The sequence below is a fragment of the Atribacteraceae bacterium genome, assembly GCA_035477455.1.
Classification (GTDB): domain Bacteria; phylum Atribacterota; class Atribacteria; order Atribacterales; family Atribacteraceae; genus DATIKP01.
Genome location: DATIKP010000076.1, coordinates 12,098 through 32,970, shown reverse-complemented (window position 1 = coordinate 32,970; position 20,873 = coordinate 12,098). Strand labels below are relative to the sequence as shown.

At 52.5% G+C, this 20,873-nt stretch carries 21 protein-coding genes; 6 read left to right on the top strand and 15 right to left on the bottom strand.

Annotated elements, in window-relative coordinates; all coding sequences use genetic code 11:
* Nucleotides 1–331: 331 nt before the first annotated feature.
* Both VLH40_04895 and VLH40_04890 read right to left on the bottom strand, forming a co-directional pair.
* The gene (locus VLH40_04895) at nt 332–532 is read right to left on the bottom strand and encodes a DUF6485 family protein (GenBank protein ID HSV31343.1); all 201 of its coding nucleotides are present in this window, start codon (nt 530–532) and stop codon (nt 332–334) included.
* Entirely contained in the window at nt 519–1,238 is a 720-nt protein-coding gene (locus VLH40_04890; protein ID HSV31342.1) for a glycosyltransferase family 2 protein, read from the bottom strand. The genes VLH40_04895 and VLH40_04890 overlap by 14 nt, the downstream gene beginning before the upstream one ends.
* A gap of 206 nt (nt 1,239–1,444) precedes the next feature.
* Here VLH40_04890 and VLH40_04885 point away from each other — a divergent pair, with 206 nt between their 5' ends.
* Complete coding sequence (locus tag VLH40_04885; GenBank protein ID HSV31341.1) at nt 1,445–2,482, top strand: AI-2E family transporter; 1,038 nt, start codon at nt 1,445–1,447, stop codon at nt 2,480–2,482.
* A gap of 9 nt (nt 2,483–2,491) precedes the next feature.
* Here VLH40_04885 and VLH40_04880 read toward each other — a convergent pair whose 3' ends face one another.
* The 6 genes from VLH40_04880 to VLH40_04855 form a co-directional block, all read right to left on the bottom strand.
* Nucleotides 2,492–3,232: a Sir2 family NAD-dependent protein deacetylase gene (locus tag VLH40_04880; GenBank protein ID HSV31340.1), complete on the bottom strand. Its 741-nt coding sequence runs from the start codon at nt 3,230–3,232 to the stop codon at nt 2,492–2,494.
* 38 nt (nt 3,233–3,270) lie between these two features.
* Nucleotides 3,271–4,302 carry a right-handed parallel beta-helix repeat-containing protein gene (locus VLH40_04875; protein HSV31339.1) on the bottom strand — a complete coding sequence of 344 codons (1,032 nt, stop codon included), beginning with the start codon at nt 4,300–4,302 and terminating at the stop codon, nt 3,271–3,273.
* Nucleotides 4,292–5,722 carry a hypothetical protein gene (locus VLH40_04870; GenBank protein HSV31338.1) on the bottom strand — a complete coding sequence of 477 codons (1,431 nt, stop codon included), beginning with the start codon at nt 5,720–5,722 and terminating at the stop codon, nt 4,292–4,294. The genes VLH40_04875 and VLH40_04870 overlap by 11 nt, the downstream gene beginning before the upstream one ends.
* On the bottom strand, nt 5,656–6,639 hold the full coding sequence (locus VLH40_04865) for a protein phosphatase 2C domain-containing protein (GenBank protein HSV31337.1): 984 nt from the start codon (nt 6,637–6,639) through the stop codon (nt 5,656–5,658). The genes VLH40_04870 and VLH40_04865 overlap by 67 nt, the downstream gene beginning before the upstream one ends.
* Before the next feature lie 123 nt (nt 6,640–6,762).
* Nucleotides 6,763–7,455, bottom strand: coding sequence for a VWA domain-containing protein (locus VLH40_04860; GenBank protein ID HSV31336.1), 693 nt, complete (start codon nt 7,453–7,455; stop codon nt 6,763–6,765).
* A gap of 108 nt (nt 7,456–7,563) precedes the next feature.
* The gene (locus tag VLH40_04855; protein HSV31335.1) at nt 7,564–8,700 is read right to left on the bottom strand and encodes a DUF362 domain-containing protein; all 1,137 of its coding nucleotides are present in this window, start codon (nt 8,698–8,700) and stop codon (nt 7,564–7,566) included.
* A gap of 92 nt (nt 8,701–8,792) precedes the next feature.
* Between VLH40_04855 and VLH40_04850 the strand changes: the two genes are divergently transcribed.
* Nucleotides 8,793–9,356: a folate family ECF transporter S component gene (locus VLH40_04850; GenBank protein HSV31334.1), complete on the top strand. Its 564-nt coding sequence runs from the start codon at nt 8,793–8,795 to the stop codon at nt 9,354–9,356.
* A gap of 57 nt (nt 9,357–9,413) precedes the next feature.
* Here VLH40_04850 and VLH40_04845 read toward each other — a convergent pair whose 3' ends face one another.
* Nucleotides 9,414–9,938 (bottom strand): ferritin family protein, encoded by a 525-nt coding sequence (locus VLH40_04845; GenBank protein ID HSV31333.1) that lies wholly within the window; start codon nt 9,936–9,938, stop codon nt 9,414–9,416.
* A 331-nt stretch (nt 9,939–10,269) separates the two neighbouring features.
* On the opposite strand from VLH40_04845, the gene VLH40_04840 reads away from it, so the two are divergent.
* From VLH40_04840 to epsC, 4 genes are all read left to right on the top strand, one after another.
* Nucleotides 10,270–10,572, top strand: a complete 303-nt coding sequence (locus VLH40_04840; protein HSV31332.1) for a hypothetical protein — start codon at nt 10,270–10,272, stop codon at nt 10,570–10,572.
* Nucleotides 10,573–10,586: 14 nt separating this feature from the next.
* Nucleotides 10,587–11,144, top strand: a complete 558-nt coding sequence (locus VLH40_04835) for a sigma-70 family RNA polymerase sigma factor (protein ID HSV31331.1) — start codon at nt 10,587–10,589, stop codon at nt 11,142–11,144.
* Between the two features lie 13 nt (nt 11,145–11,157).
* On the top strand, nt 11,158–11,385 hold the full coding sequence (locus VLH40_04830) for a zf-HC2 domain-containing protein (protein HSV31330.1): 228 nt from the start codon (nt 11,158–11,160) through the stop codon (nt 11,383–11,385).
* An 81-nt stretch (nt 11,386–11,466) separates the two neighbouring features.
* Nucleotides 11,467–12,375, top strand: coding sequence for a serine O-acetyltransferase EpsC (epsC, locus tag VLH40_04825; protein HSV31329.1), 909 nt, complete (start codon nt 11,467–11,469; stop codon nt 12,373–12,375).
* A 23-nt stretch (nt 12,376–12,398) separates the two neighbouring features.
* Here the strand turns inward: epsC and VLH40_04820 are convergent, their stop codons facing one another.
* From VLH40_04820 to VLH40_04795, 6 genes are all read right to left on the bottom strand, one after another.
* A complete protein-coding gene (locus tag VLH40_04820) occupies nt 12,399–13,958 on the bottom strand; it encodes a HEAT repeat domain-containing protein (protein ID HSV31328.1) in 1,560 nt (519 codons plus the stop codon).
* 99 nt (nt 13,959–14,057) lie between these two features.
* The gene (locus VLH40_04815) at nt 14,058–15,383 is read right to left on the bottom strand and encodes a sugar ABC transporter substrate-binding protein (GenBank protein ID HSV31327.1); all 1,326 of its coding nucleotides are present in this window, start codon (nt 15,381–15,383) and stop codon (nt 14,058–14,060) included.
* Nucleotides 15,384–15,578: 195 nt separating this feature from the next.
* Complete coding sequence (locus VLH40_04810; GenBank protein ID HSV31326.1) at nt 15,579–16,694, bottom strand: uroporphyrinogen decarboxylase family protein; 1,116 nt, start codon at nt 16,692–16,694, stop codon at nt 15,579–15,581.
* The gene (locus VLH40_04805) at nt 16,691–17,788 is read right to left on the bottom strand and encodes a LacI family DNA-binding transcriptional regulator (GenBank protein HSV31325.1); all 1,098 of its coding nucleotides are present in this window, start codon (nt 17,786–17,788) and stop codon (nt 16,691–16,693) included. Before VLH40_04805 ends, VLH40_04810 begins: the two co-directional genes overlap by 4 nt.
* Nucleotides 17,772–18,923 carry a uroporphyrinogen decarboxylase family protein gene (locus VLH40_04800; protein ID HSV31324.1) on the bottom strand — a complete coding sequence of 384 codons (1,152 nt, stop codon included), beginning with the start codon at nt 18,921–18,923 and terminating at the stop codon, nt 17,772–17,774. The genes VLH40_04805 and VLH40_04800 overlap by 17 nt, the downstream gene beginning before the upstream one ends.
* Before the next feature lie 25 nt (nt 18,924–18,948).
* Nucleotides 18,949–20,826, bottom strand: a complete 1,878-nt coding sequence (locus tag VLH40_04795) for an aldehyde ferredoxin oxidoreductase C-terminal domain-containing protein (protein HSV31323.1) — start codon at nt 20,824–20,826, stop codon at nt 18,949–18,951.
* Between the last annotated feature and the right edge of the window lie 47 nt (nt 20,827–20,873).

Genomic DNA, 20,873 nt, shown 5'->3' with positions numbered 1-20,873 from the left:
AAACTCATTTCAGCAAGGCCCCGTTGCCATCAGTCCCGCCTCATCTGGCATTTTCTCGTACGCATCAATGACCACGTCTGGTTGCAGTGATGCTGAAAAGGCCATCCTTGGCCTTGTTGCTGCGAAAATGCGGTGATTTCGGCGGCTGATTTATGCAGCTCAGGCCCAGGCTTCCTTCGTTCTTTTGCAGCAAAATTACTTATTGCAGTGGAATCTTACTTATAAACGGAACTGTCAAGCGGGTCGAGAATGAAAAGTTCAGCGATCACTGTTTTATTTACAGAGGAGAGGAGGTTTGCCGGGTAATCGGGAGACCGCCTCTGAGAGGGGGTTAACGGCTCCGGCAGCTTAGCAGATATCGGGTAATGGAACGATCATAGGTTTTTTCAATATCGGGGGGGAACAGGCAACCAGGAATTTCTCCATGAAGCCGGTGGTAGCTGAAACAATCACAGCACAGCCCCTTGCGGGAACAGGGATCATAGGTACAGGTGCAATGGTCCAGGTTTTTCCGCCGTTTACACTCGGGCATAGATTTTTTCCTCTTCCCTTTTCTCCTCCACCACCCGGACGGTGCCCTTCATTTCATTTTCATAGAGAAGATAGGCTCTCGCCACTTCAACATACATCTTGAGCCGATGGTAAAACCCAAGGACGGGTCCGTACTTTTCTTCTTTATGGTAGTGGGTGATCCCCCACAAAGGGACCATGGCGATCTTGGCCTTGAAATCACGGGCAAAACGGGTCAGAAAGACTTCGACGCCAAAACGGACCCAGGAGAAATCAGGGAGAGATCGTATCCAGTCACCTCTAAGCGCCCTTTGTCCATTGAGTATCGGACATAGTTTTTGCGCAAAGTCGCTGGAGCTTCGACCAGCCTTGAAAATACCGATGCTCATGACTGTCTCTGCGTCGTGGATCAGGGGCTCGATAAGGGCCAGAAGGTGTTCCTCCTTGAGCCTGATGAGATCGGCGTCAAGACAAAGGTATAAGTCACTCGTGTTTTTAGCCCAAATCGCTTCGGTCAGGGCCGCGGCCTTTCCCGAATTGAAAGGTAACTGAATGATCTCGACCGGGAACTTTCGTGCAACCTGCGCCGTACCGTCCCGGGATCCATCATCGATCACCACGACTTCATCGACAAAAGGGATACTACTAATTACCTGCAGGACTTGACCGATCCGGGGGGCTTCATTGTACGCCGGAACCAGAATTGCGATACTTTGCCCTTCCAACATCTGCTTGTATTCATCCTTTGTGTGTGCTTTTAAAACAAACTATCTGCCCAGTAGTATAATAGATCCGGAAAGAGGAATGGCCCACAAAAAAACCTGCTTCCGGGTAAGGGGGTTCACCACTGGAAAAATATCCTCGGACTCATGGAAATTCACTGCCGAAACCTATAGAATATTATACACAAATACGTCCAAAGGAAAAGTAAAATTTGACGAACGAAAGAGTACTAAAAAATTTTTACTACCTGGGCCTTCTGGTTATCATTCTATACCTGGTATACCTCATCCGGACTATCCTCCTGCCTTTCGCCCTGGGAGGAATCCTCGCCTATGCGCTCACTCCGGCGGCTTACTATCTGAACCGCCGCGGGCTTTCCTGGAAAGCGTCAGTTTTGATTATTTTCCTGGCCCTGCTGGTATTTTTCCTGATACTCTTCTTTCTGGTCATCCCCGAAAGCATCGACCAGTTCCGAACACTGGCCTCAAATCTTCCCGTCTATACTGAGCAAATCATCAGTATCACACAAGCCATCGACGAGCGCTATCCTGGACTGAACATCTCCGAGGCGGTTGAAAGTTTCCTGGTTGATTTTTCCGAAAATATCCAGGCCTATCTGACCGGCATTCTCCGCAACGTAGTCGATCTCGTTTCGCTCATTGTGAGCGTCCTTTTTTTCGGATTCATCCTTGCCCCTTTCATACTCTACTATTTCCTGGTCGATACGGTAAAAATCCGCCGAGCGTTGGTCAAGCTCTTCCCCAGGAAAAAAAGAAAAGAATATATTACCCTGCTGCGAGAAATCGAACATATCCTGGGAGCTTTCATTCGCGGTCGGCTCCTGATCTGCCTTTTCGTGGGTGCGAGTGTCAGTCTCTCTATGCTTTTCCTGGGTATCGAGTTTCCCCTGGTTATCGGACTTATCGCCGGGATCGCCGACATCGTTCCCTACCTGGGACCGATTATGGGGGCCATTCCCGCCCTGCTCTTCGCGGCGACCAAATCCACCTCCACCCTGATCCTGGTCGCAGTGATGTTCGGTCTCATCAACCTGATCGAAGCAATTATCGTGGTTCCAAAATTAATGGGAAAAGAAACCGGCCTCCATCCTTTGACCGTCTTGTTCGCCCTGATGGTCGGTGAGCAGCTGTACGGTCCCCTGGGATTGATTCTGGCCATTCCCATAGCCGGAATCATCAAGGCCTTGCTCCGGGTCTACCGGAAAAAACCACACGGCGAATTGCCATAAAAATCGTTTTTACTGACCCAAAAGCAAGGCGTGGAGCCGAGGGAAAAAAACCCCGGCTTTCTCTTGGAACCGATACGTTGCCCGATCATCATAAGGCGTCGGTCCGACATTGACGATGACCAACTCAGGAGCAACCGAAGGCAGGAGATTCGCTGGAGAAACTGTCAGGCTCGACCCGACCACCAGAACCGGATGACTCCGGGCCAACATTTGAGCTTTCGAAAAATCGTCCGGAAGCTGGTCTCCAAACAGGACAACATCCGGTCTCAACAGACCCCCGCATAGACACCGGGGAGGGATGATAGCCTTGGCGAGCTGTTCTTCCAGACGGTCAATCGGGAAAATGCTCCGGCACCGGCGGCAGGATCCAGTACGTAGGTGTCCGTGTATTTCCAGCACTTCCCGGCTTCCGGCCCGGATGTGCAAACTGTCGATATTTTGGGTGACAACCCCTCGTACCCATTCCCGCCGTTCCCAATCAGCAAGAACCAGATGGGCTGGATTGGGCAACGCGTCGCGAAACTTCCTGAGCACCGGGTACCCTATTCTGTAAAAAGTCTCTGGATCGTTATTTAGGGTTTCCGTCGAAAGCAGGGCCATAGGATTATAGTGTTCCCATAAGCCAGCGCCGGGGGTGCGAAAATCCGGGATGCCGCTTTCAGTGGAAATCCCAGCACCCGTCAATACCAACCAAGGGGCCCGCTCGAGAATAAACCTGGCTAACCGTCGTTCCTCTGATTGTTTCGTCATGGGTACTGTTTCCTCCAGTCAGGAACGCCGTTTTACAGTCATTCCTGCCTGAGAAAATCACAAGCGTTATTCTGTAAATCGTTCTCATCGAAGACGATCTGGGTCTGGGGATGGCAATAAACCCCGACTTGGTTGTTCCATACCCGATTACCCCTGACTGTGCCTTCGGCAAGAGCTGAAAACAATAGGCCCCCCAGGCGATTGTCCTCAATGAAATTACCGGTCAGTTCCACTGCGCTGCCCCCACCGGCACTCACCCCCCAGCTATTCTCATAAACATGAGAACCCCGGCAAACAACTGACCCATCCCGCCCTACTGCAATTCCTTCCCGGCCGTTGGAAAAAATCCGGCTCTGCGTGAATAGGACCCGTGCTCCTTTATTGACGATCATTCCACACGACTTGTTTCGGAACAATGAACATCGTTCCAGAGTAACCCGGGACGAACCGGTAATCACCAAGCCGTTTCCCATCCAACCGACTTTTTCCGGCAAGCCTCCGGTAAACCGACAATCCCGAAATAATACCTCGCCACTCTGGACCACAACGACATTCCCCTTGGATAGAGAACGGCTGCGAAAAGTGATGCCAGAAAACACCTTCCGCCCTTTTCCTCCAATCCGGACTACCGCCCCGTCGCTTTCCAGAAAGGTCGCTTCCGACGAAACACCGGCAACATTCACCGGATTCACGATGGAGAACGCTCCTCCTAATCGGAAATCACCCGTTCCCAGAAGGAGAGTCTCGTTTTCCAGAAGCGATTCAAGCCGCAAGGGGATGGTATAGCCGTCTTCCGGAAACAATGCTGTTCCTTCCTTCGACGTGTCTTCATATTTCTTCCGGAGAACTATAGGAAGGGTGTAGCGCCGCATATCTTTACAGAAAACCAATGAACCCTGCAGGATCCGGCCCTGAATTCTTTCTTTCAAAGAAAAAACGGCCTCACCCTGCCCAGTCCCCTGCCATTCCAAAAAGGAAGGTATTTCAACCAGGACGGCGCCATCGCCCAGGAAAACCGGAAAGGTACTCCGCTCTTGGGTGATGGTGATTAATACCGTTTCAGAGTCCATCTTCGATCACTTCAAACCAGTTTTCCCCAAATTCGATGAGCATCCCCCGGAGAAGCTCAAGGCCCTCTCCCTCCCGGTAGCGTCGCCGGTTTCCACTCTCTCCGGGCGGAAGAACGGAAACCGGCAGGTCCGGAATGAAGTGATACCTGCCTGCCTGCAAACGAACCTCTCCATAAGAGAGTCTGCTTCCATCATTTTTAAGCATTTTTTCAATGACCCGGTACCGGTGACCGAGCACAAGGCAACCCGGTCTTACCACGCTCACTTCCGCGGTTTTAGCATGATAGACTCGGAGGACAACCGGAAAGGGAGGCAACAGGGCCTTTCCACAGAACGGACAGCGCCGGGTCCCAGACGAAATCCAAACAGGATAGGGAAAGTGCTGCTCGCAACATCTGCAGGGCCAGACCGAAAAAAAAGTCTGATTCAAAGTCATTTCCCACTCTCTGGCCAGAGGCCGCCTGTTCGGATGAAAGAGGCCCTGGATAAAACACTGTTCGAAAAGCGCGCGAACCTCGGGAGGAAGGATGTTCACGCTCAGGACTCCCTGCTGATAAAGCGGATAACCCAACCGTTTCGGACGATTCCGGAAATTATAGGGGTTCTCGCTGAAGACTGCTTCCCGTCCCCAGCCGATGAGTTCGTCCTGTTCGGCATCGTCGGACTGGAAGCAGGTGAGGGGTTGCAGAGGGTTGCGTAAAAGCAATGTCTGAAAGACGAGAACTGCGAGACTGTGCCGGTCGCTCCCCTGATCGGGCGAGGATTTCCGGCTGATTATTTCCGGAGCCATGAACGGGATCATGCCCAGCACTTGCGGGGGAAGAAACCCGGGAATGACCAATCCGTCGAGATCGATCATCACTGCCCGACCGCTTCGCATATCCACCAGAAAATTATTGAAATGGAGGTCGGCATGAGCACAGCCCCTGCCGTGCAAGACTGATACCAACCGGGCCAGAGAATGGGCGACCCGGAGATAATTCAGCCAGTGTATCCCTTCCTCGACCGCCCGTTTAAATTCTCTGGGGCTGAAAATATAATCGACAAGCTCCCGAAAGGGGGGGCGGGGGATTCGTTCGGTTATTACCCCAATCTTACGCACACCATCAAGTTCTTCCACCAAAGCCTGGGGCCAGCACAGATACTTCAAGTCTTCTCCCAGATTCCGTCCCAAAAATAGAACCTTCTTCAGGAAATTCTCCCGTTCCGGTGAGTTGAGTCGGTCATGGTACAACTTGATGACAAAGCGTCCACACCGGCTGAAATATATTTCTCCTTCGCCACCGACATAGAGCGGTCCTTCAATGGCAAAACGATCAGGAACATGGGAATGATGAGAAAAAGTCCGGATAATCATTGAAAAACTATCACCATGGTCCGGTCGTCCCAACTGGAACGCGACCGGTAGGTGCTCAACCATCGAACGAGTTTCCGAGCGGAACGGTCAGGCCAGGCTGAACGGTGAATCTCTCTGGTGATGTCCTGGCCGAAAAGATTTAAGATGTTGCCCGGCGGGCCGTACAAGCAATCGTCTGCAACCCCGTCGGTCATGATCAGGACGGCATGTAATTGTTCTTTCTCCCAGGACAGGGTTCCGGTTACCACCCAGTCCTGCCAGTCGGCCTGAGTAATGACCGGTGTTTCCCCGACCTCACCGGTTAAGCGGGGCTTGACCAGAAGTGTCGATTCGTCATCCCGGACACCTACCACAGCACCGTCACCCAATTGCAGGCCAAAACACAATCCCGTCCGGGAGTTGATAAGAAAGGAGATTAAAGTCGTGGCGAAATCGCTCATGGTTGCCCGGCTCCGATCCGCCCATCCACTGATGATGCTCCTGGCGTGTTCGATCGACTGTCGTGTAATTGTTTCCAGGTCGAACTGCTGCGAACTAACAGGCGTTGCCGGGGTGTTTTTCCGGCTTTCCCGGAACCAGAACAGGCATCCATATTCCTCTGCGGCCTCTTCATGCGGCTGCGCGGTTTCCCTGCGGAGAGGAGTAAATTTAGGCTTGGCCTCGGTTGGACACTCCGGTGAAGAAGGAAGTGACCCCAAAAAATACTCACTATATGCACTGACCGCCAACGAAGAGCCGGACGCTCCCAGCCGGGCAGATCCAAGGCCGTCAGCCGCAGCGATCAAAAGCCATTCTCCCCGAGACCGAATCAAGAAACTATCCTCTCGTCCGCGGTGATCGCGCAGGTGCAATCTGCCTACCACACTGGCGCCGACAACAGTATAATTCCCCCGTTTTCCGTATGCGGCGCACCACTCCGGGTGGGTTTCGAATGCATGAGAAACCACACGGTCGCCAACAATAAATCCTCGGTCACGCAACTATGCTCTCCTTAGTCGTTCTCTCCATCCCGGTGAAGCTCTCTCCAGCTGAAGGTTTTTCCTAAACTTTTTCCTTAACGATCCTCCCGGCTAATTCGCCGGGGGACAACGTAACAAGTCAGGTTAGGGGATATACTGGAGAGCTTCAGGAGGAGGTGGAATCGGTGTGGGCAGACTCTCTCCCTGGGGTTGGCTGAGACTTTTACTCACCGTTTTCACGGTTTGGGAGATCCAGCGGAAAAAAGCGGCAAACGAAACCGAATCGGCATCCATCCGAAAACTCGGCCCTATGGCTACCTCTCGCAAGGTCGTCTCGTCTATTTCCGGACCGCACCCCACCGTAATGACTTGGACGATTTTTCGGTCTTTACGTTTCAGGATTTCTTCCCGTGCTCCCTGCCAGTTATCCGTCGGTTTCCCGTCGGTTAGTATAAAAACAAGCGGTTTCCAGTCTCCCTTTTCTCCGCCGATTTGCGATTTTTTCACATCCCGGTCCAGAAGTTCGATGAGAAGACGCATCGCCTGACCAAGGGGCGTATATCCCCCGGCATCCAGAATAGGCGGGGAAAATTGTTCAATAGGAACCAGTCCCCCGGTCAGGTTACTGACCTGGCGGCCGAAGGTGATAACCCCTATCCAGACCGTCTCCCGGGCAAAGGTATCGCTTTCCACTTCCCGCTTGAAAAGAGCCACGCCCTCCTGAACAGCCTGAACGGGTGCTCCCATCATACTTCCGGAGATATCCAGCAGCAGAAACACCGGCAATCTTCGTAAACCCTGGCTGAGGGAAACATTCATCTCAACAGTATCGTCCATCGTCACACCTCCCGGAGCAGTCTTAGATAGAATTCATTGCCATTATGACCTTTCATCGAATACAAGGTTGGCCAGCATCATTTACCGGGATATTACCCCGCTCCCGAGCTACCGAAGTGGTATTAACCGCCGCAGGGGTGGGGTGTGAATGGTTATCGCCCGGTGCGGACACATTTCCTGGCAGCAAAAACACCGGATACAAAAACGTTCATGGAAAACCGGCGGCCATCCAGCGCGTTTCATCTCAAGGGCCTTGGGCTGGGCTGGACACACCTCACAGCAGACTGCGCAGAGCCGGCAAAGTTTCGGCTCGATTCGCGGACGGGCCAAAACAAAGCGACGAAGTCCCCTCATCAATTTTCGTTGCTTGTAGCTTTCCAGGGGCCCTCGCTTGACCCGGAAATCCCGAAGTACAAATTTCTCTAAAGGATCGCCGGCCAACACAATCCTTGTTTCGTCAATTTCTCCAAGACCCATTGCCGCTCCCCACCGGCAAGTGGGAACCAGAGTCGGATCGACATCGATCAACCGGCAAAAGACCGCGTCAAGCGCTACGGGATCATCGGAAAAACCGATAACCCCCATCATACGGGGATCACCGCTTCTCGGACCTTCCCCCTCCATGGCCATCACGGCGTCCATGATACAGAAACGAGGCCGAAGAAAGCGATTCAGATCAACGAGGAACCGGGAAAAGTGTTCGACATCGGGCATCTTAAAGTGGTATTCAGTTTTCCGCAGTCCCGGAACACATCCAAACTGGTTCTTGACCGCCCCGGTAATCCTGGTTAACCCATGGGTTTTCCATTTCGGCAAACTGAGCAGAGTATCGTATTGAGAAATCCCCTGGGCCAAGGGAAACTTTTTATGCTGCCGTCCTTCGGGAAAATCCACATCCTGGCTGGTCATGAAGTCGGCGCGCGCGAGGCCGATTTCCTGGGCGACCGCCTCCAAGCCCGCCTTCTCGGCCACCAGTGAAGGGTTCCCATACCCGGGAGAATCACCGTAACCAACCCTGACCCCTGTTCCTAACAGGGTAACGGCGATCGCTCTGAACACCTCGGGATGGGTGGTCACTGCCTGTTCGGGCGTTACGCCGGCCAGCAGGTTTGGCTTTAACAGAACCCGCTCCCCCGGGGAAAAAAGGCCAACGCATCCTCCGAAACAGGCGAATCCCTTTTCGATCGCATTCTGCACAGAATCTCTTTCATAATCCGGACAGGATATCAGGGCGACTTTGGCCATTTTCGAAACTCCTCTTCTATATACTCTTTTTCTTCCCAGCCAGTGTCTGGTATAATCGGGTGTTGAACCTGATAAACTGGAGGGATGTTTCCGTGAGGTCAAAAACACAAGTTATTGTTATCCAGGCCCTCTTATTAGCCCTATCTATAATTCTGACCCGTTTTGCCAGTATACGGGTCGCTATTGGAGGGGTCGAAGGGATCCGCATCGGATTCGGGACCCTGCCAATCATCATGACCGGGGTTTTTTTCGGTCCCTTGGCTGGCATTTTGGTCGGGGTAAGTGCGGACATCGTCGGATATGTGCTCTCCCCGATGGGCCCCTATATGCCGCACTTTACTCTGATCGCGGCGCTCTACGGACTCGTCCCCGGCCTTTTGACCGTCCGGCCGCTCTCCGGTCTTATCGACGCCCGTTTCGGCCCGATGAAAACCATCATCCTGGGCATTACGCTGTCTCAGGTCCTCGGAGGTCTTTTTCTGACACCGTATTTTCTACACATCCTGTTCGAAATTCCCTGGAAAATTCTCATCATCCCCCGTCTCATCAGTACTCCGATTCAGATCGTCCTTTATGGGTATCTCTTTTATCTTCTGATCAAAGTCCCCTCTTTTTCAGCATTCCTTTCTCCCTGCTCTCACGACGAACGCTTCTGACCCTGAAATAGGTCGAAATGCCGGGCCCAGCCCTACCAGGCGGACCCCATAGCCGTTTCAACCACCCTCGAAGATCGGGCGCTCCTCCCGGTAGTGCCATTCAGTAGGGCTGGTGATGTATTCGAGGGTATTGAAAAGCAAATTGTAATGCCGGTACTCCTCGGTGGCCAGAAAATCCAGAAAATCCTTCATTTTGTTGTTAGAAATGGTTTTGGCTTGTTCGAGATAAAAATGGTGAGCTTGGGATTCCAGATCCATGGCGGTTTTCAGTACATCGATTTCCTCCGAGAAAGGAGGAACCAACTCTTCCATTTTTTTTCGAGCTTCGGTAAAGATGTTGTCGAAATGTTCCCTGGAAGATTTGCGGATTCCGCCAGTCCCCTCCCAACTAAACGCCTCCCCTTTTTCAATGCGCTGATAACCCTCCCGGATTTTCTCCATATGGATCAATTCCTCATCGGCTAACCGCGCCAGGGTTTCTTTGCTTAACTCGTTAGATACCCGGTTCAATCCCTCCAGGTAGAAAATGCGTCCGTCTTCTTCCAGTTTCAGGGCCTGTTGGAGAATCTCCTGTATGCTCATGCATACTTCCTCCTTCCAGCATGCGGTATTCACTCGCTTATTCATCGTTTGAGGCAACTCACGAAATTGACATACTCCCACGAATATTGTAACGATTACCGCTGGTTACCGATACACCAAAGAGAATTTGCTCCATTGTACCCGTCTTCCGGAAAATTGAAAAGAATTTTATATGAGTTATTCTCTATGGACTCCCGGGGAGCGAACCGTGTGGAACAGACACCGATGAACACAGATACTCTTTTATGACTGATGGCGTTTTTGGTTGCCTTGTATTATTGCCGATGACTTGATAAAATACGGTCAAGACAAGAAGCGTTGGGAGGAAACCATGCAAGAACTTCCCCTGAGGTGCAAGAACTGCAAAGCCCTGATCACACCGGAAGATCTTACTGAAAGCGGAGTTTACAGAATTCCGGCTTACCGGGGTTCGGCTTATCTTCGATATATATGTTCATACTGTCGGGAATATGGCGAAGCAACGTTCAGCATGGAAAAGATGGAGGATATCGCCAGGATTTCCAGGAAAAAGAAAAAAGAGAAGCCAAAGGGTCAGATTACCATCGATGAGATTATCGAGTTCCATAATGAACTGGATAAGTTGAAAAACGCCGATTTTCTCAAAGACCTATAGTATGGGGTGACCCCATGAACAAGTATAAAACGGATGATAAGAAAAAAGTGTTTCAGGAATTGCTCATGCGCGAACTCGCTGCCCTGTTTCGGACCGCTCTGCGCATGACCAGGAACCGGGAAGACGCCGAAGACTTGGTTCAGGAAACAATTGTCAAAGCGTTTGCCGCTTTCGACCGTTTTGAAATGGGAACGAATTTCCGGGCCTGGATATTCAAAATCCTGACTAATGCGTTTATCAACAACTATTACCGGACCAGAAACCGGAACAAGCTCCCCTCGCTTGATGAAATGGAGGAAGAAACAGCATTTCAGCCGGCATTTGAAGGAATAAGTCCCGAAGAGGCTTTGTTGAATACATTGACTCGCGAAGACATCACCAACGCGATTGAGGGGCTCCCCATGGAGTTCCGGGCGGTTGTGGTTTTGATCCTCGTTGAAGGGTTCGCTTATAAAGAGGTTTCCGATATTTTGGATATTCCCATCGGTACTGTGATGTCCCGCCTCCACCGGGGAAGGAAAATCTTGCAGAAAACCCTCTGCGAATACTCACAGCAGAAAATATCGAAATGAAGGAGAAGAAGGGATGGTCTGTACAGAAGCCTTAGAAAAGATGTACCTGTACCTGGACCAGGAGGTTCTGTCCGAAGACGAGCGCCTTGAAATAGAAGCCCACCTGAATGCCTGCCCTTTCTGTTTCCAGCGATACGAGTTCGAATCCAGTTTGTGGAGCTTGATACGGAAAACCAGCCTGGAAGCCCCCCTTCCCGAATCCCTATTCACCCGTATTGAAATGTTTATCGCCGGGTTTTAGCCCGCCTCGAACAACCGCACCCCAAAAAGAAGGGAAATTTGATGACCCGCACCGCTTTTAAGAAGGAGGCCGATTTCGATCATGCAGGATAAAATCGCCATAGGAGCGCTGGCCCATTCTCTTATTGAGAGTTACCGGAAAACCGCATTCACCACCAATATTGAAAAAAAACTCTTCCCGTCACGATCCCGGGTGATCGAGATCACCGAGAAATTGCGGGAATTGCTTTTTCCCGGTTACCTGGGCGAAACGTCATTGTGCTGGCTCAATGTAGAATATACGGTAGGCGGAATATTGGACCGTCTTTTTCATGACCTCAGCCTGGAAATCGCCAAAGCCTTCAACCTGGAAGAAAAGAAAGCGGAGAGCCTCTCCTGTTCCGATTGCTATGACCAGGCCTGCCAGGAAACCTTGGCTTTCTTCGAAAAAATCCCCGCCCTGCGCGATCTTCTTGAAGAAGATGTACAGGCGGCCTACGCTGGAGACCCCGCAGCCTACAGCCTCGACGAAATCATCTTCAGCTATCCCTGCATGGTGGCCATTTCAATTTTTCGCATGGCTCATGTGCTCTTCAAACAAGGTGTACCGCTCATTCCCCGGATGATGTCCGAGTACGCCCATAGTAGTACCGGAATCGATATTCATCCCGGGGCCAATATCGGAAGACGCTTCTTCATTGATCACGGGACCGGAGTGGTTATCGGAGAAACTTCAGTTATCGGAAATAATGTCAAAATATACCAAGGCGTCACCCTGGGAGCCCTCTCCTTTCCTCGTGACGAAAGTGGTCAAATCATCCGAGGCATCAAGCGGCATCCCACCATCGAAGACAATGTGACCATCTATGCCGGGGCCACTATCCTGGGCGGCGACACCGTTATCGGCAAAGGCTCGGTTATCGGGGGGAACGTCTGGCTGACCGGATCCATCCCTCCCCGAAGCAAAGTGGTCATTGAAGACCCGCACTTGAAAATTATCACCCGTGTATAAAAAAGCCGATAACGGTCCGGAGCTTAGCGGGATAGCCAGATCATTCGTAGCCCTTCTCTTTCAAGCAGCTCAAGAAAAGCCAGGCGGCTCATAGTCTGCACCTGAACCGAAGGGTGATCGAGAACCCTTTCCAGATAGCGGGCCACCGCCGGGGATGAAATCAGCCGAAGAAGGTTCACAATCTCTGTAACGACATACTCAGAACGCTCATCCATTAGGGGCTCCAAAACCGGAAGCGCTTCGGTGCCGAGAGGGAAGAGGGCTCGAACCACCTGACCGCGTACCCGCTCCTCACCCTCCCGCAGCAAGGCGCGCAACCAGTAAAGATGAGAGAGCAATGTTTGCCGGGAGAAAGGTTGCGCAGCACTTACCAGGACCGTGAAAAGTTCCGGCCGATTTTTAACTTCGGGAAGCAGGCGCTCCTGCACGAATTCCGGATCAAACTGTGTCACAAGCGTACCGTGAGAAAACTCGTGCTTTTCCAAAATCCGCCAAAGATCGGGATGCGGAAAGATTTCGTCAAGAGCGACCAGCTGGTCCAGCAGGCGAATTTCCAATTCTTCTACACCTTTTGTCGAGCGGACAAGCCAAGCCACTCCCGGCTCTGTCCTGGCCAAAATTCCCATTATCGTTCGATCGTTACCGTCCGGTAGACAGGGAAGTTCTCCCTGACCCTCCTGACTCAATATAAAGGCACGAACCAAACCCTGGATTCGCATATCTTTCGGATCGATCATGCCCATGATTAGTCCGGCATCCAGCGGACCGGTCCGGATGAGATGAAGCAAGGCTGCTTCGCGCACGTCCACACAGGGATCGTTCAGTGCTTCGAAAACTATTGCCCGTCCATCTTGACCCATCCGGGAGAGAGCGGGAATGACCAGGCGTCGGAACCGCTCATCGGAGGATTGCAGGAAGGCGCTTAAGTACGGGAACGCCCGCTGGTCATACGCACATAAATACTTTTGAGCCTCCGAAAAGAAAAATGTCGGCATTGATTCCTGTTCGAGAAAACGAAAAAACACCGGTAAGGCCTCGAGGATCTGCCAACGGGCCAGCATACCAAATGCTTCAAAGCGAAGGATGATCCTCTCGCTTTCCGGTTTTTCCTCTAACCCGATTCCCTCGGCAATGCTCCATAGAAAAGGAATCCAATTGTCTGTAGATCCCAATAGGCGGATGATCTCACGTTGTAGGGGGACCTCCCCACGATCCAGAAACAAACGCTGGAGGTAGGGGCCGAAACTGGCTCCGGGCATCAATTCGGCTGTTTTACGGAGGGCGAGTACCCGGACTGTGAAAGGGAAGTGAGACGGGGAGACGACGATCCGATCCAGGTAGGCAATCGCCTCGTCAGGCTCAAAAAAAAGCTCAAGGCTGGGGATCAGATAAGTGAGCAACGCGGTATCGCCGGTTCTCCAGGCGGTGCGCAGGTATTCACGTAATTCCACGTCGCGGAGAACCGCTGTCCGACCCTGAGCAAGCAAGCCGGGGAAGAGCATGAGCAAAGCAACCCAGACATAAAAAAGTAATTTCCGTCGGTCCATATCCCTGAGCATAACCGATGATATTTTTTGCGCCAAACCCATACCTCTCGTAAATTCCCGGAAGGAATTCTCAAAAGAATAAAAAGTTCCTGATGGGGGGAACAGTTTCATCCCCCATCAGGAACAGTATGCTTATCAAAAATAACCGGCGTCCCGCATAATCTCGTCCACTGCCCGGGCCGCTTCAGCCAATCCGTCCTCCACGCTTATGTCTCCAAGCATGATGGCCTGGAGCCTGGGGAACAGGGCATTGGAGACGGGAATCCACTCGGCGATGATTGGAGGAGGTGTAAAATCTTCGTTGATCTGCAGTTGCATTAGTTCAAGACGTTCTTTGGCCAGCGGATCCTCAGATACGGCAGCCTCCGCGATGATTGTATCAAACACCGAACTACGCACCGGGATATAACCGATTCGGGCTTCAAAAAGCATCGGTTCGTAACTGGTGATAAACCTGATGAATGCCACGGCGGCTTCTTTATTCTGACTGGCCCTGGTCACCGACCAGGCATGGGCACCGGCCCAACCGCTGTGTCTTCCGGCATCACCCATCGGTTGGCGGGCCAGACCGAATTTCCCGGCTACCCTGGAGGCCGAGGGATCCTGGAAATGGCTATACCATCCGTACCACTCGGTATACATGGCGATGATCCCACTCGTCCAGTTGCCGGCCACGTCGTCCCACAAGTAGGTAGGCATTCCCGGAGGCATGGCTCCGGCCTGATAGAGGTCACGCAATAGGGTCGCGGCTCTGATGCCTTCGGGGCTGTTGAACGCCGCACGATAGTTTTCATCGATGATCTGACCGCCGTGGGCCATCAGGATATCCCAGAATCTGCCGGACAGCGCTTCCTCTCTACCGGCGAACTGGGTTCCGTAAATATTCGGTGGGTCGTTAAGGAACAAGGCGATATCCCTGAATTCGTCCCAGGTTTGAGGCGGGCGAAGTTCGTAACCGTGCTCCTCCAGGAACCGGGCCTGTTTATCCGGATCGTTGAAGAGGTCTGTCCGGTAATGAAGAGCGCTGATGTCCGCGTGGCGGGGAATAAACCACAGGTGCCCATCCTTCCAGGCATAACTCATGATCCGGGGCGAAAAATCGGCCAGTTCCTCTTCGCTGAAATGTTCCTCCAGGGGGTACAGAAAATCGATGTACTGGGCGAAAAAGCTGGTATGATTCCAGCACAGGTCGTAATCGACCGTCCCAGCGGCAAAATCAATTTTCTGCTTGACGTCGACATCAAAACCGGTGCCCTTAAAAACGATCTCGACGGTGGCCCCGGTCAATTCCTCGAACTTCGGAATAAATTCCTCGTAGAGCTTTTCGTAGGCGCCGCCACCAATAAAGGACGCCCGCAATACCACTCCGTCAAAACGTCCGAGATCCAAATCCTGGGCAAGACCCATTCCCGCCCAGAGAATCAACATAGCCACGACAATCGCTACCAAGCATGTTTTCACCGTCAATTCCTCCCGTTCAACAAAGTTGTCAATCCAATAACGCTGGTTAGCACCTCATCTGTAGCGCTGTAACTTACCCGCACCACTCTTTTACATTGACAGGCCTTCCACCTCCTTTCGCAGGATTTAAACCGTTTTCATCAACCACTCCCCTTAGGAATGTACCGGGAGGGTTAGCGGGCAGACCAGGCAAAATCAATACACGCACTCCCGGGCAGCCCGGGCATAAACGTGAAGGTTATCTGCGGGCGTTTCGAAAAAGTGATCGGCCGTCGACAGGATATAGCCTCCTTCCACTCCCACCTTTTCAAACAGGTCACGGACTGCACGAGAAATTGTTTCCGGTGTTCCGACAGTCAATATATTGTACTGGTCCATCCCGCCGATCAATGCCAGGCGATTGCCAATTTTCGCCTTGTAATCCCACGGCTCCTGGTTTCCGCCAATACTGGGCGGGGCAAGGGTTTCTGAAGCATCGGTGCCGTTGGCTACGATCATTTCCTCAATCCCCCGTGTTCCTCCGCAGGTATGGTAGGACGTCTTGAATCCCAGATCATGCAGGGCTTCGTGCAAACGACGGTCATAGGGGAGGCAAAACTCTTCATGCAAGGCCGGGGAAATCAACGTGGAGGACGAAGCTCCTCCTCCTGTTTCCACCAGGTCAAACCGTACCCCTTTCATCGACTCTAAAAATTCGAGTTTCTTCTCCAACAGAACATGCAACAGCTCATGAACCCAATCGGGCGTGTCCAGGGCATAGAGAATCAGGGCATTGATATCCACCAGGCAGGCGGCATGCTGCCAGCACCCGGCTTGATCCCCCCAGACGAAACCGCGCAAAACGCCCCGATCTCCGATCCGTTCATACAGAGTATTAACCAGACCGCGATCGAGCCGGGGGACCGGCATGTATTTTTTGAGAAGTATAATATCCTCTGGCTTCTTGATCAGGTACTCGGTGATCCAAGTGGTCTTCCGGTCGCCGGCCGTGGCATAGGTCAGCGTTCCTTCCGGAGTGTGTATCGTATGCCGATGACTCCGATTGTCCGGATCAGAGTTATACACTTGGACTTCGTCCCGCCATTCAGGAGTCGAAAAGCGAGTAAAGTCGGCATCGGGAAGCCAGAACTGCCCCATATCCTCAAAATATTGAACGGCGGCGTCCAGGCCGAAATACTCAAAAGCATCAAGGTCTGAGCTCCCGTTCAGGTAGGTATCGAGATGGAATTTTTGCCATTGGTGCACAGTCGCCGGCAGGCGGTCTGGCTTCTCACGGTTCAGGGCCAGATGCATTCTTTCTTTTGAGGTCACGCACGTTCCTCCTCTCCTCTCCTCTCCTCTGTAATGGGCTCCTTGCCGGACATAGCTCCGATCCGGCCAAATCCTGCCGTTTCCGGACTGGCCCCGCAGCCACAGGACCGGCGGATGATTATTTCCGGTTTTAAAACCGCCTTTCTCTGTTCCCGGATTTTCTCTCCGCCAACCCGTTGCAGCAGGAACTCGGTGGCTATGCTCCCCATGGTATAAGCCGGCTGCTTGCAGACGGTCAGGAAAGGATGCATAAACGAAGCAATTTCAAAATCATCGAAGGTCACCAAGAGCAGATCTTCGGGAATTCGATAACCAATTTCCTGGGCGGCTTTGACGATCCCCATGGCTATAAAGTTATTCCCAGCGAAGATCGCGTGAGGAACTGCGCTATAGTTCCGTAGATACTCAACGGCGATCCGGTGGCCGAAATCCTCTTTATAGGCGCCGGCCGTCATCCATTCCGGCCGGGGAGCGATGTCAAACTCAACTAGGGCCCGCTGGTATCCGTCCATTCTCTCCCGGCTGGTGGATATAGCCTGCGGACCGGTGATCATCGCAATCGCCCGACTATCGTGTACGGTAATCAGGTGCCGGGTCAGGAGATAGCCCCCCTCCTCGCTGTCTCCAACCACCCAGTCCCAGCGAGTTCCGGAGATCTTCCGGTCCACCAGGACCACCGGAACATCACGTTTTTTCAACTCAACAAGGGTCTTCCCCTCACTGCAACTGGCCACCAATATCCCATCGACCCGGCGTTCGAGCATCAGGTCGACATAGGTTTTTTCTTTGTCTTCGTTTTCATCGGTATTGCATAAAATGGTATTGAAGCCTTTTTTTGCCGCCGAATCTTCCACGCCCCGGGCCATGGCGGTGAAAAAGGGATTGGTAATGTCTGAAATGATCAGGGCGATAGTGTCGGTCTTCTTCTTCACCAGGCTTCTGGCCAGATGGTTCGGGGAATAGTTCATTTCCCGGGCGATCTTTTTGATTTTTTTCCGGGTTTCTTCCCTGACGCTTCCGGTTCCGCTTAGCGCCCGGGAGACCGTGGCGGGAGAAGTTTTCGCCACCCGGGCGATATCATATATGGTGGCCATAGTTTTGACTATTCAGGTCCAAGGGATAACTTCCCCGCTCTTTCAAGAGAGTGATCATCCGGTCGTAAATGCGCGGGTTGACGTTGGAGGCTACGGAATGGTCGGAAGCGGGCATATATCCTCCGCCTTGGCCGGCCTGGAGTTTATAGAGTACTTCCTGTTGCACTTCCTCCCACGACCCTTCACCCAAAAGCCGCATATCGATCCCGCCATAAAAAGCGATCCGATCACCAAAGCGTTTCTTCAATTCCACCGGATCCATCCCCGCCTTGGCTTCCAGCGGGTTATAGACCTGAACCCCGGCTTCAATCAGGCCCTCGAAAATGTCCAGGCTTCTCCCACACCCGTGGTATACGGCGAGCAGTCCCTTCTCCCGGATAACATCACAGAGGCGTTTGACGCAGGGATAATAGATCTTCCACCAGGTGTCGGGTGAAAAAAACATCCCCTTGTCATAGGCAACATCCCCCCAGATGATTATCCCGGTCAGATCGGCCAATTCGGTCTGCCGCTCCAGTACACCGAGCATGAAGTCAGTCACCCGCTCGGCAAAATCCTTGACTTTCTGAGATTCCACCGCCAGATCCATCAAAAGCCCCTCCGTCCCACGGATACGCCACATGGCCTCATGGGGCTCACAAACCGATCCGAAAACGGCGAATTTCGATTGGTTCTGATCGAGTGCCTCTAGGTAGCTGGGCAATAAACCAAACGAATCGCCGTTGTTGAGAATATCGCAGCGGGGTTCGAAATAGCGGCGGTCGTCACGGGGATCCTCGAAGCGGAATGAAGATAGCTCACTGGCACTCTTCACTTCGAAATCGAGGAACATGGGCATTGGGGCGGAAAAGTCCTTTTTCACCGTACAGCCGAACCCGCTCTTGAACACAACGTAGTCTTTTGTCTGTTCGAGAACGCGGCAACTTTCCACCCGGGGATCGATGTTGGGCGTGATCAATTTCACATCCAGATCATAGTATTCATAAATATCCGTTCCCTCGGGCAGATTCATCTCCCTCAGCCAGTTCCGGTAAAAATCGGTCCAGTAAAAATCGGTTAAGGGGACTCGGTCGGGTTCCCTCCGATCCCTGAGCGCCGTCAACACTCTTTCCCTTTTGACAGAAACGGGATCCATGATACAAAACTCCTCTCTGAGCAATTCAGGGTAAAAAATCTGCCAGGTCCAGTTCAGCGATCTTTTCCGGTTTCGGCCAACCACTCCCCGCATCACAACCGGCCATAGCCCAATATAGGCTTATAGCCTGCCGGAAGACCGTTGGGTCAAAAGATAAGCCTTTCCCGGGACCATCGGCGATCGGTTGGAACATGCGTTCCGGGAGCCAATCCGCTTCCGGACCGATCCCCTCCCGCAGGTTGAAGATCTTTTCCAGGATTATCCGGCTCTCTCCGATTTTCATCAGGGAATAGAGACTGGTTTCCCAGCCGGTTATAGCCTGAATGAGGCAGGGAATCCTGGAAAACGGGAAAAAACGCACCGGCGCGAAAGCGAAGATACACAGGCACGCTGCATCCATAAAGCTGAACACCTGGCTCAGTACATGGTACATCCGGACCTTTTTGGCATTCAAGAGCGGGGAGGAAAGACGTTCGACCAATCCCAGGGCCAGGATATTATCCAAAAACAGGGTCGGAGCTTTCTCGTCAAAATCTGTATCATGCTCGACTACAAAGGTATCCGGGCCATGCGGAGCCACCGCATACCCCAATCCAAGCATCTGTTTGATCCGCGGCTCGTGCAGCGGCAGTTCCTTTCCCTTGACCTGGAGAGCGAAGGAGTAAGTGTCCGCTCCAAGCTCTCCGGTGAGGAAACGCACACCACGGCCGGCCAGATCGCCGAAACCCTTCCGGTAGACCATGGATTCGGTAAAAGGGAGGACATCATAAGGCTCCTCAAAACCGATCCGCATCTCACCGGTATCCGCCGGAGTGAGGCTTCCCCGGGAAAAACATTCCGCGACGAAACCAAGCGTCACTCCCCAGGAGGTTGTATCGAAGCCGTATCGCCGGGACATTCGGTGAAGTTCCAAAACCACGTCGGGGTAAGCCAACTCCAGGGAAAAGCCGAAATCGACAATTGACTCCATGGAGGGGGCGCCATACGGTTCGGTGGACAAAACTCCGTTCCCCAACGTTTTTTTACAGCGGGCCGGACAGGCGAAACAGGGGACATCATGCATTGTTCCTCGCTTCAGGAATTGATTGATTTCAAGTCCTTCAGCCCGAGGGTGGAAACTGGTTCGGGCGTTGGCGACGGAAAACAGGCCGTCCCGGTTACAGGAATCAACTGCTGAAGCAATGCCTTCCCGGCTGGTGAGAAGATTCACCGGATTTTCCAGGAAATGATTCTCAAAAAATGAATATAAATTTTGGAGTTCTCCGGGATCGGCGGTCGGGACTTCATCGTATCCCCTGACTGCTACCGCTTTCAGATTTTTGGACCCCATCACCGCTCCCAAGCCAGAGCGGTTGTTGATAAAACACAAATCACAAACAATCGACGCGAAAAGAACCCCGTTTTCTCCAGCCACTCCGGTCTGCGCAATACTGAAATCATTACCAAGTTTTTCGAGGAGCCGCGCCTGGACGGTAGTCGTATCCTGTCCCCACAAGTCCGAGGCGTCTGCCAAGCGGGCTTTTCCCTGATCGATAACCAGAAACCTGGGTGTTTCGGCTTTTCCTCCGATGAGGAGCAGGTCAAAACCAGCCCGCTTGAACCGAGACCCCCAGGAGCCGGTCGCCTGCGATTCTCCTATTCCGCCGGTCAAGGGGGATTTGGCCAACACCGTATGCATATCACATCCCGGTGCCCTGCAACCGGTCCCAGGCCCCACGGCAAACACCAGGAGATTCTGCCCGGACAAAGGATCAATTCCAGCCGGCAGCTCTCGCAAAAGGTAGTATAGAGCCAAATTCGCCCCACCCAGAGTTCTTTTCAGGAGCTGTTCCGGAATCCTCTCTTCCTTAATCACGTTCCTGGTCAGGTCAACCCGCAAGAGCTTCCCTCGAAAACCTGCCATCGTTCGCCCCTCGTTAAAACGGTGATGAGTCAAGAGTGATGTTGAAC

What these genes read in the sequence shown, in the direction of transcription:
- VLH40_04890 (HSV31342.1), bottom strand. Translation starts at nt 1,238, where the DNA reads ATGTTGGAAGGGCAAAGTATCGCAATTCTGGTTCCGGCGTACAATGAA.
- VLH40_04895 (HSV31343.1), bottom strand. Translation starts at nt 532, where the DNA reads ATGCCCGAGTGTAAACGGCGGAAAAACCTGGACCATTGCACCTGTACC.
- epsC (HSV31329.1), top strand. Translation starts at nt 11,467, where the DNA reads ATGCAGGATAAAATCGCCATAGGAGCGCTGGCCCATTCTCTTATTGAG.
- VLH40_04805 (HSV31325.1), bottom strand. Translation starts at nt 17,788, where the DNA reads ATGGCCACCATATATGATATCGCCCGGGTGGCGAAAACTTCTCCCGCC.
- VLH40_04860 (HSV31336.1), bottom strand. Translation starts at nt 7,455, where the DNA reads ATGGACGATACTGTTGAGATGAATGTTTCCCTCAGCCAGGGTTTACGA.
- VLH40_04880 (HSV31340.1), bottom strand. Translation starts at nt 3,232, where the DNA reads ATGACGAAACAATCAGAGGAACGACGGTTAGCCAGGTTTATTCTCGAG.
- VLH40_04855 (HSV31335.1), bottom strand. Translation starts at nt 8,700, where the DNA reads ATGGCCAAAGTCGCCCTGATATCCTGTCCGGATTATGAAAGAGATTCT.
- VLH40_04830 (HSV31330.1), top strand. Translation starts at nt 11,158, where the DNA reads ATGGTCTGTACAGAAGCCTTAGAAAAGATGTACCTGTACCTGGACCAG.
- VLH40_04795 (HSV31323.1), bottom strand. Translation starts at nt 20,826, where the DNA reads ATGGCAGGTTTTCGAGGGAAGCTCTTGCGGGTTGACCTGACCAGGAAC.
- VLH40_04845 (HSV31333.1), bottom strand. Translation starts at nt 9,938, where the DNA reads ATGAGCATACAGGAGATTCTCCAACAGGCCCTGAAACTGGAAGAAGAC.
- VLH40_04835 (HSV31331.1), top strand. Translation starts at nt 10,587, where the DNA reads ATGAACAAGTATAAAACGGATGATAAGAAAAAAGTGTTTCAGGAATTG.
- VLH40_04875 (HSV31339.1), bottom strand. Translation starts at nt 4,302, where the DNA reads ATGGACTCTGAAACGGTATTAATCACCATCACCCAAGAGCGGAGTACC.
- VLH40_04840 (HSV31332.1), top strand. Translation starts at nt 10,270, where the DNA reads ATGCAAGAACTTCCCCTGAGGTGCAAGAACTGCAAAGCCCTGATCACA.
- VLH40_04800 (HSV31324.1), bottom strand. Translation starts at nt 18,923, where the DNA reads ATGGATCCCGTTTCTGTCAAAAGGGAAAGAGTGTTGACGGCGCTCAGG.
- VLH40_04870 (HSV31338.1), bottom strand. Translation starts at nt 5,722, where the DNA reads ATGGTTGAGCACCTACCGGTCGCGTTCCAGTTGGGACGACCGGACCAT.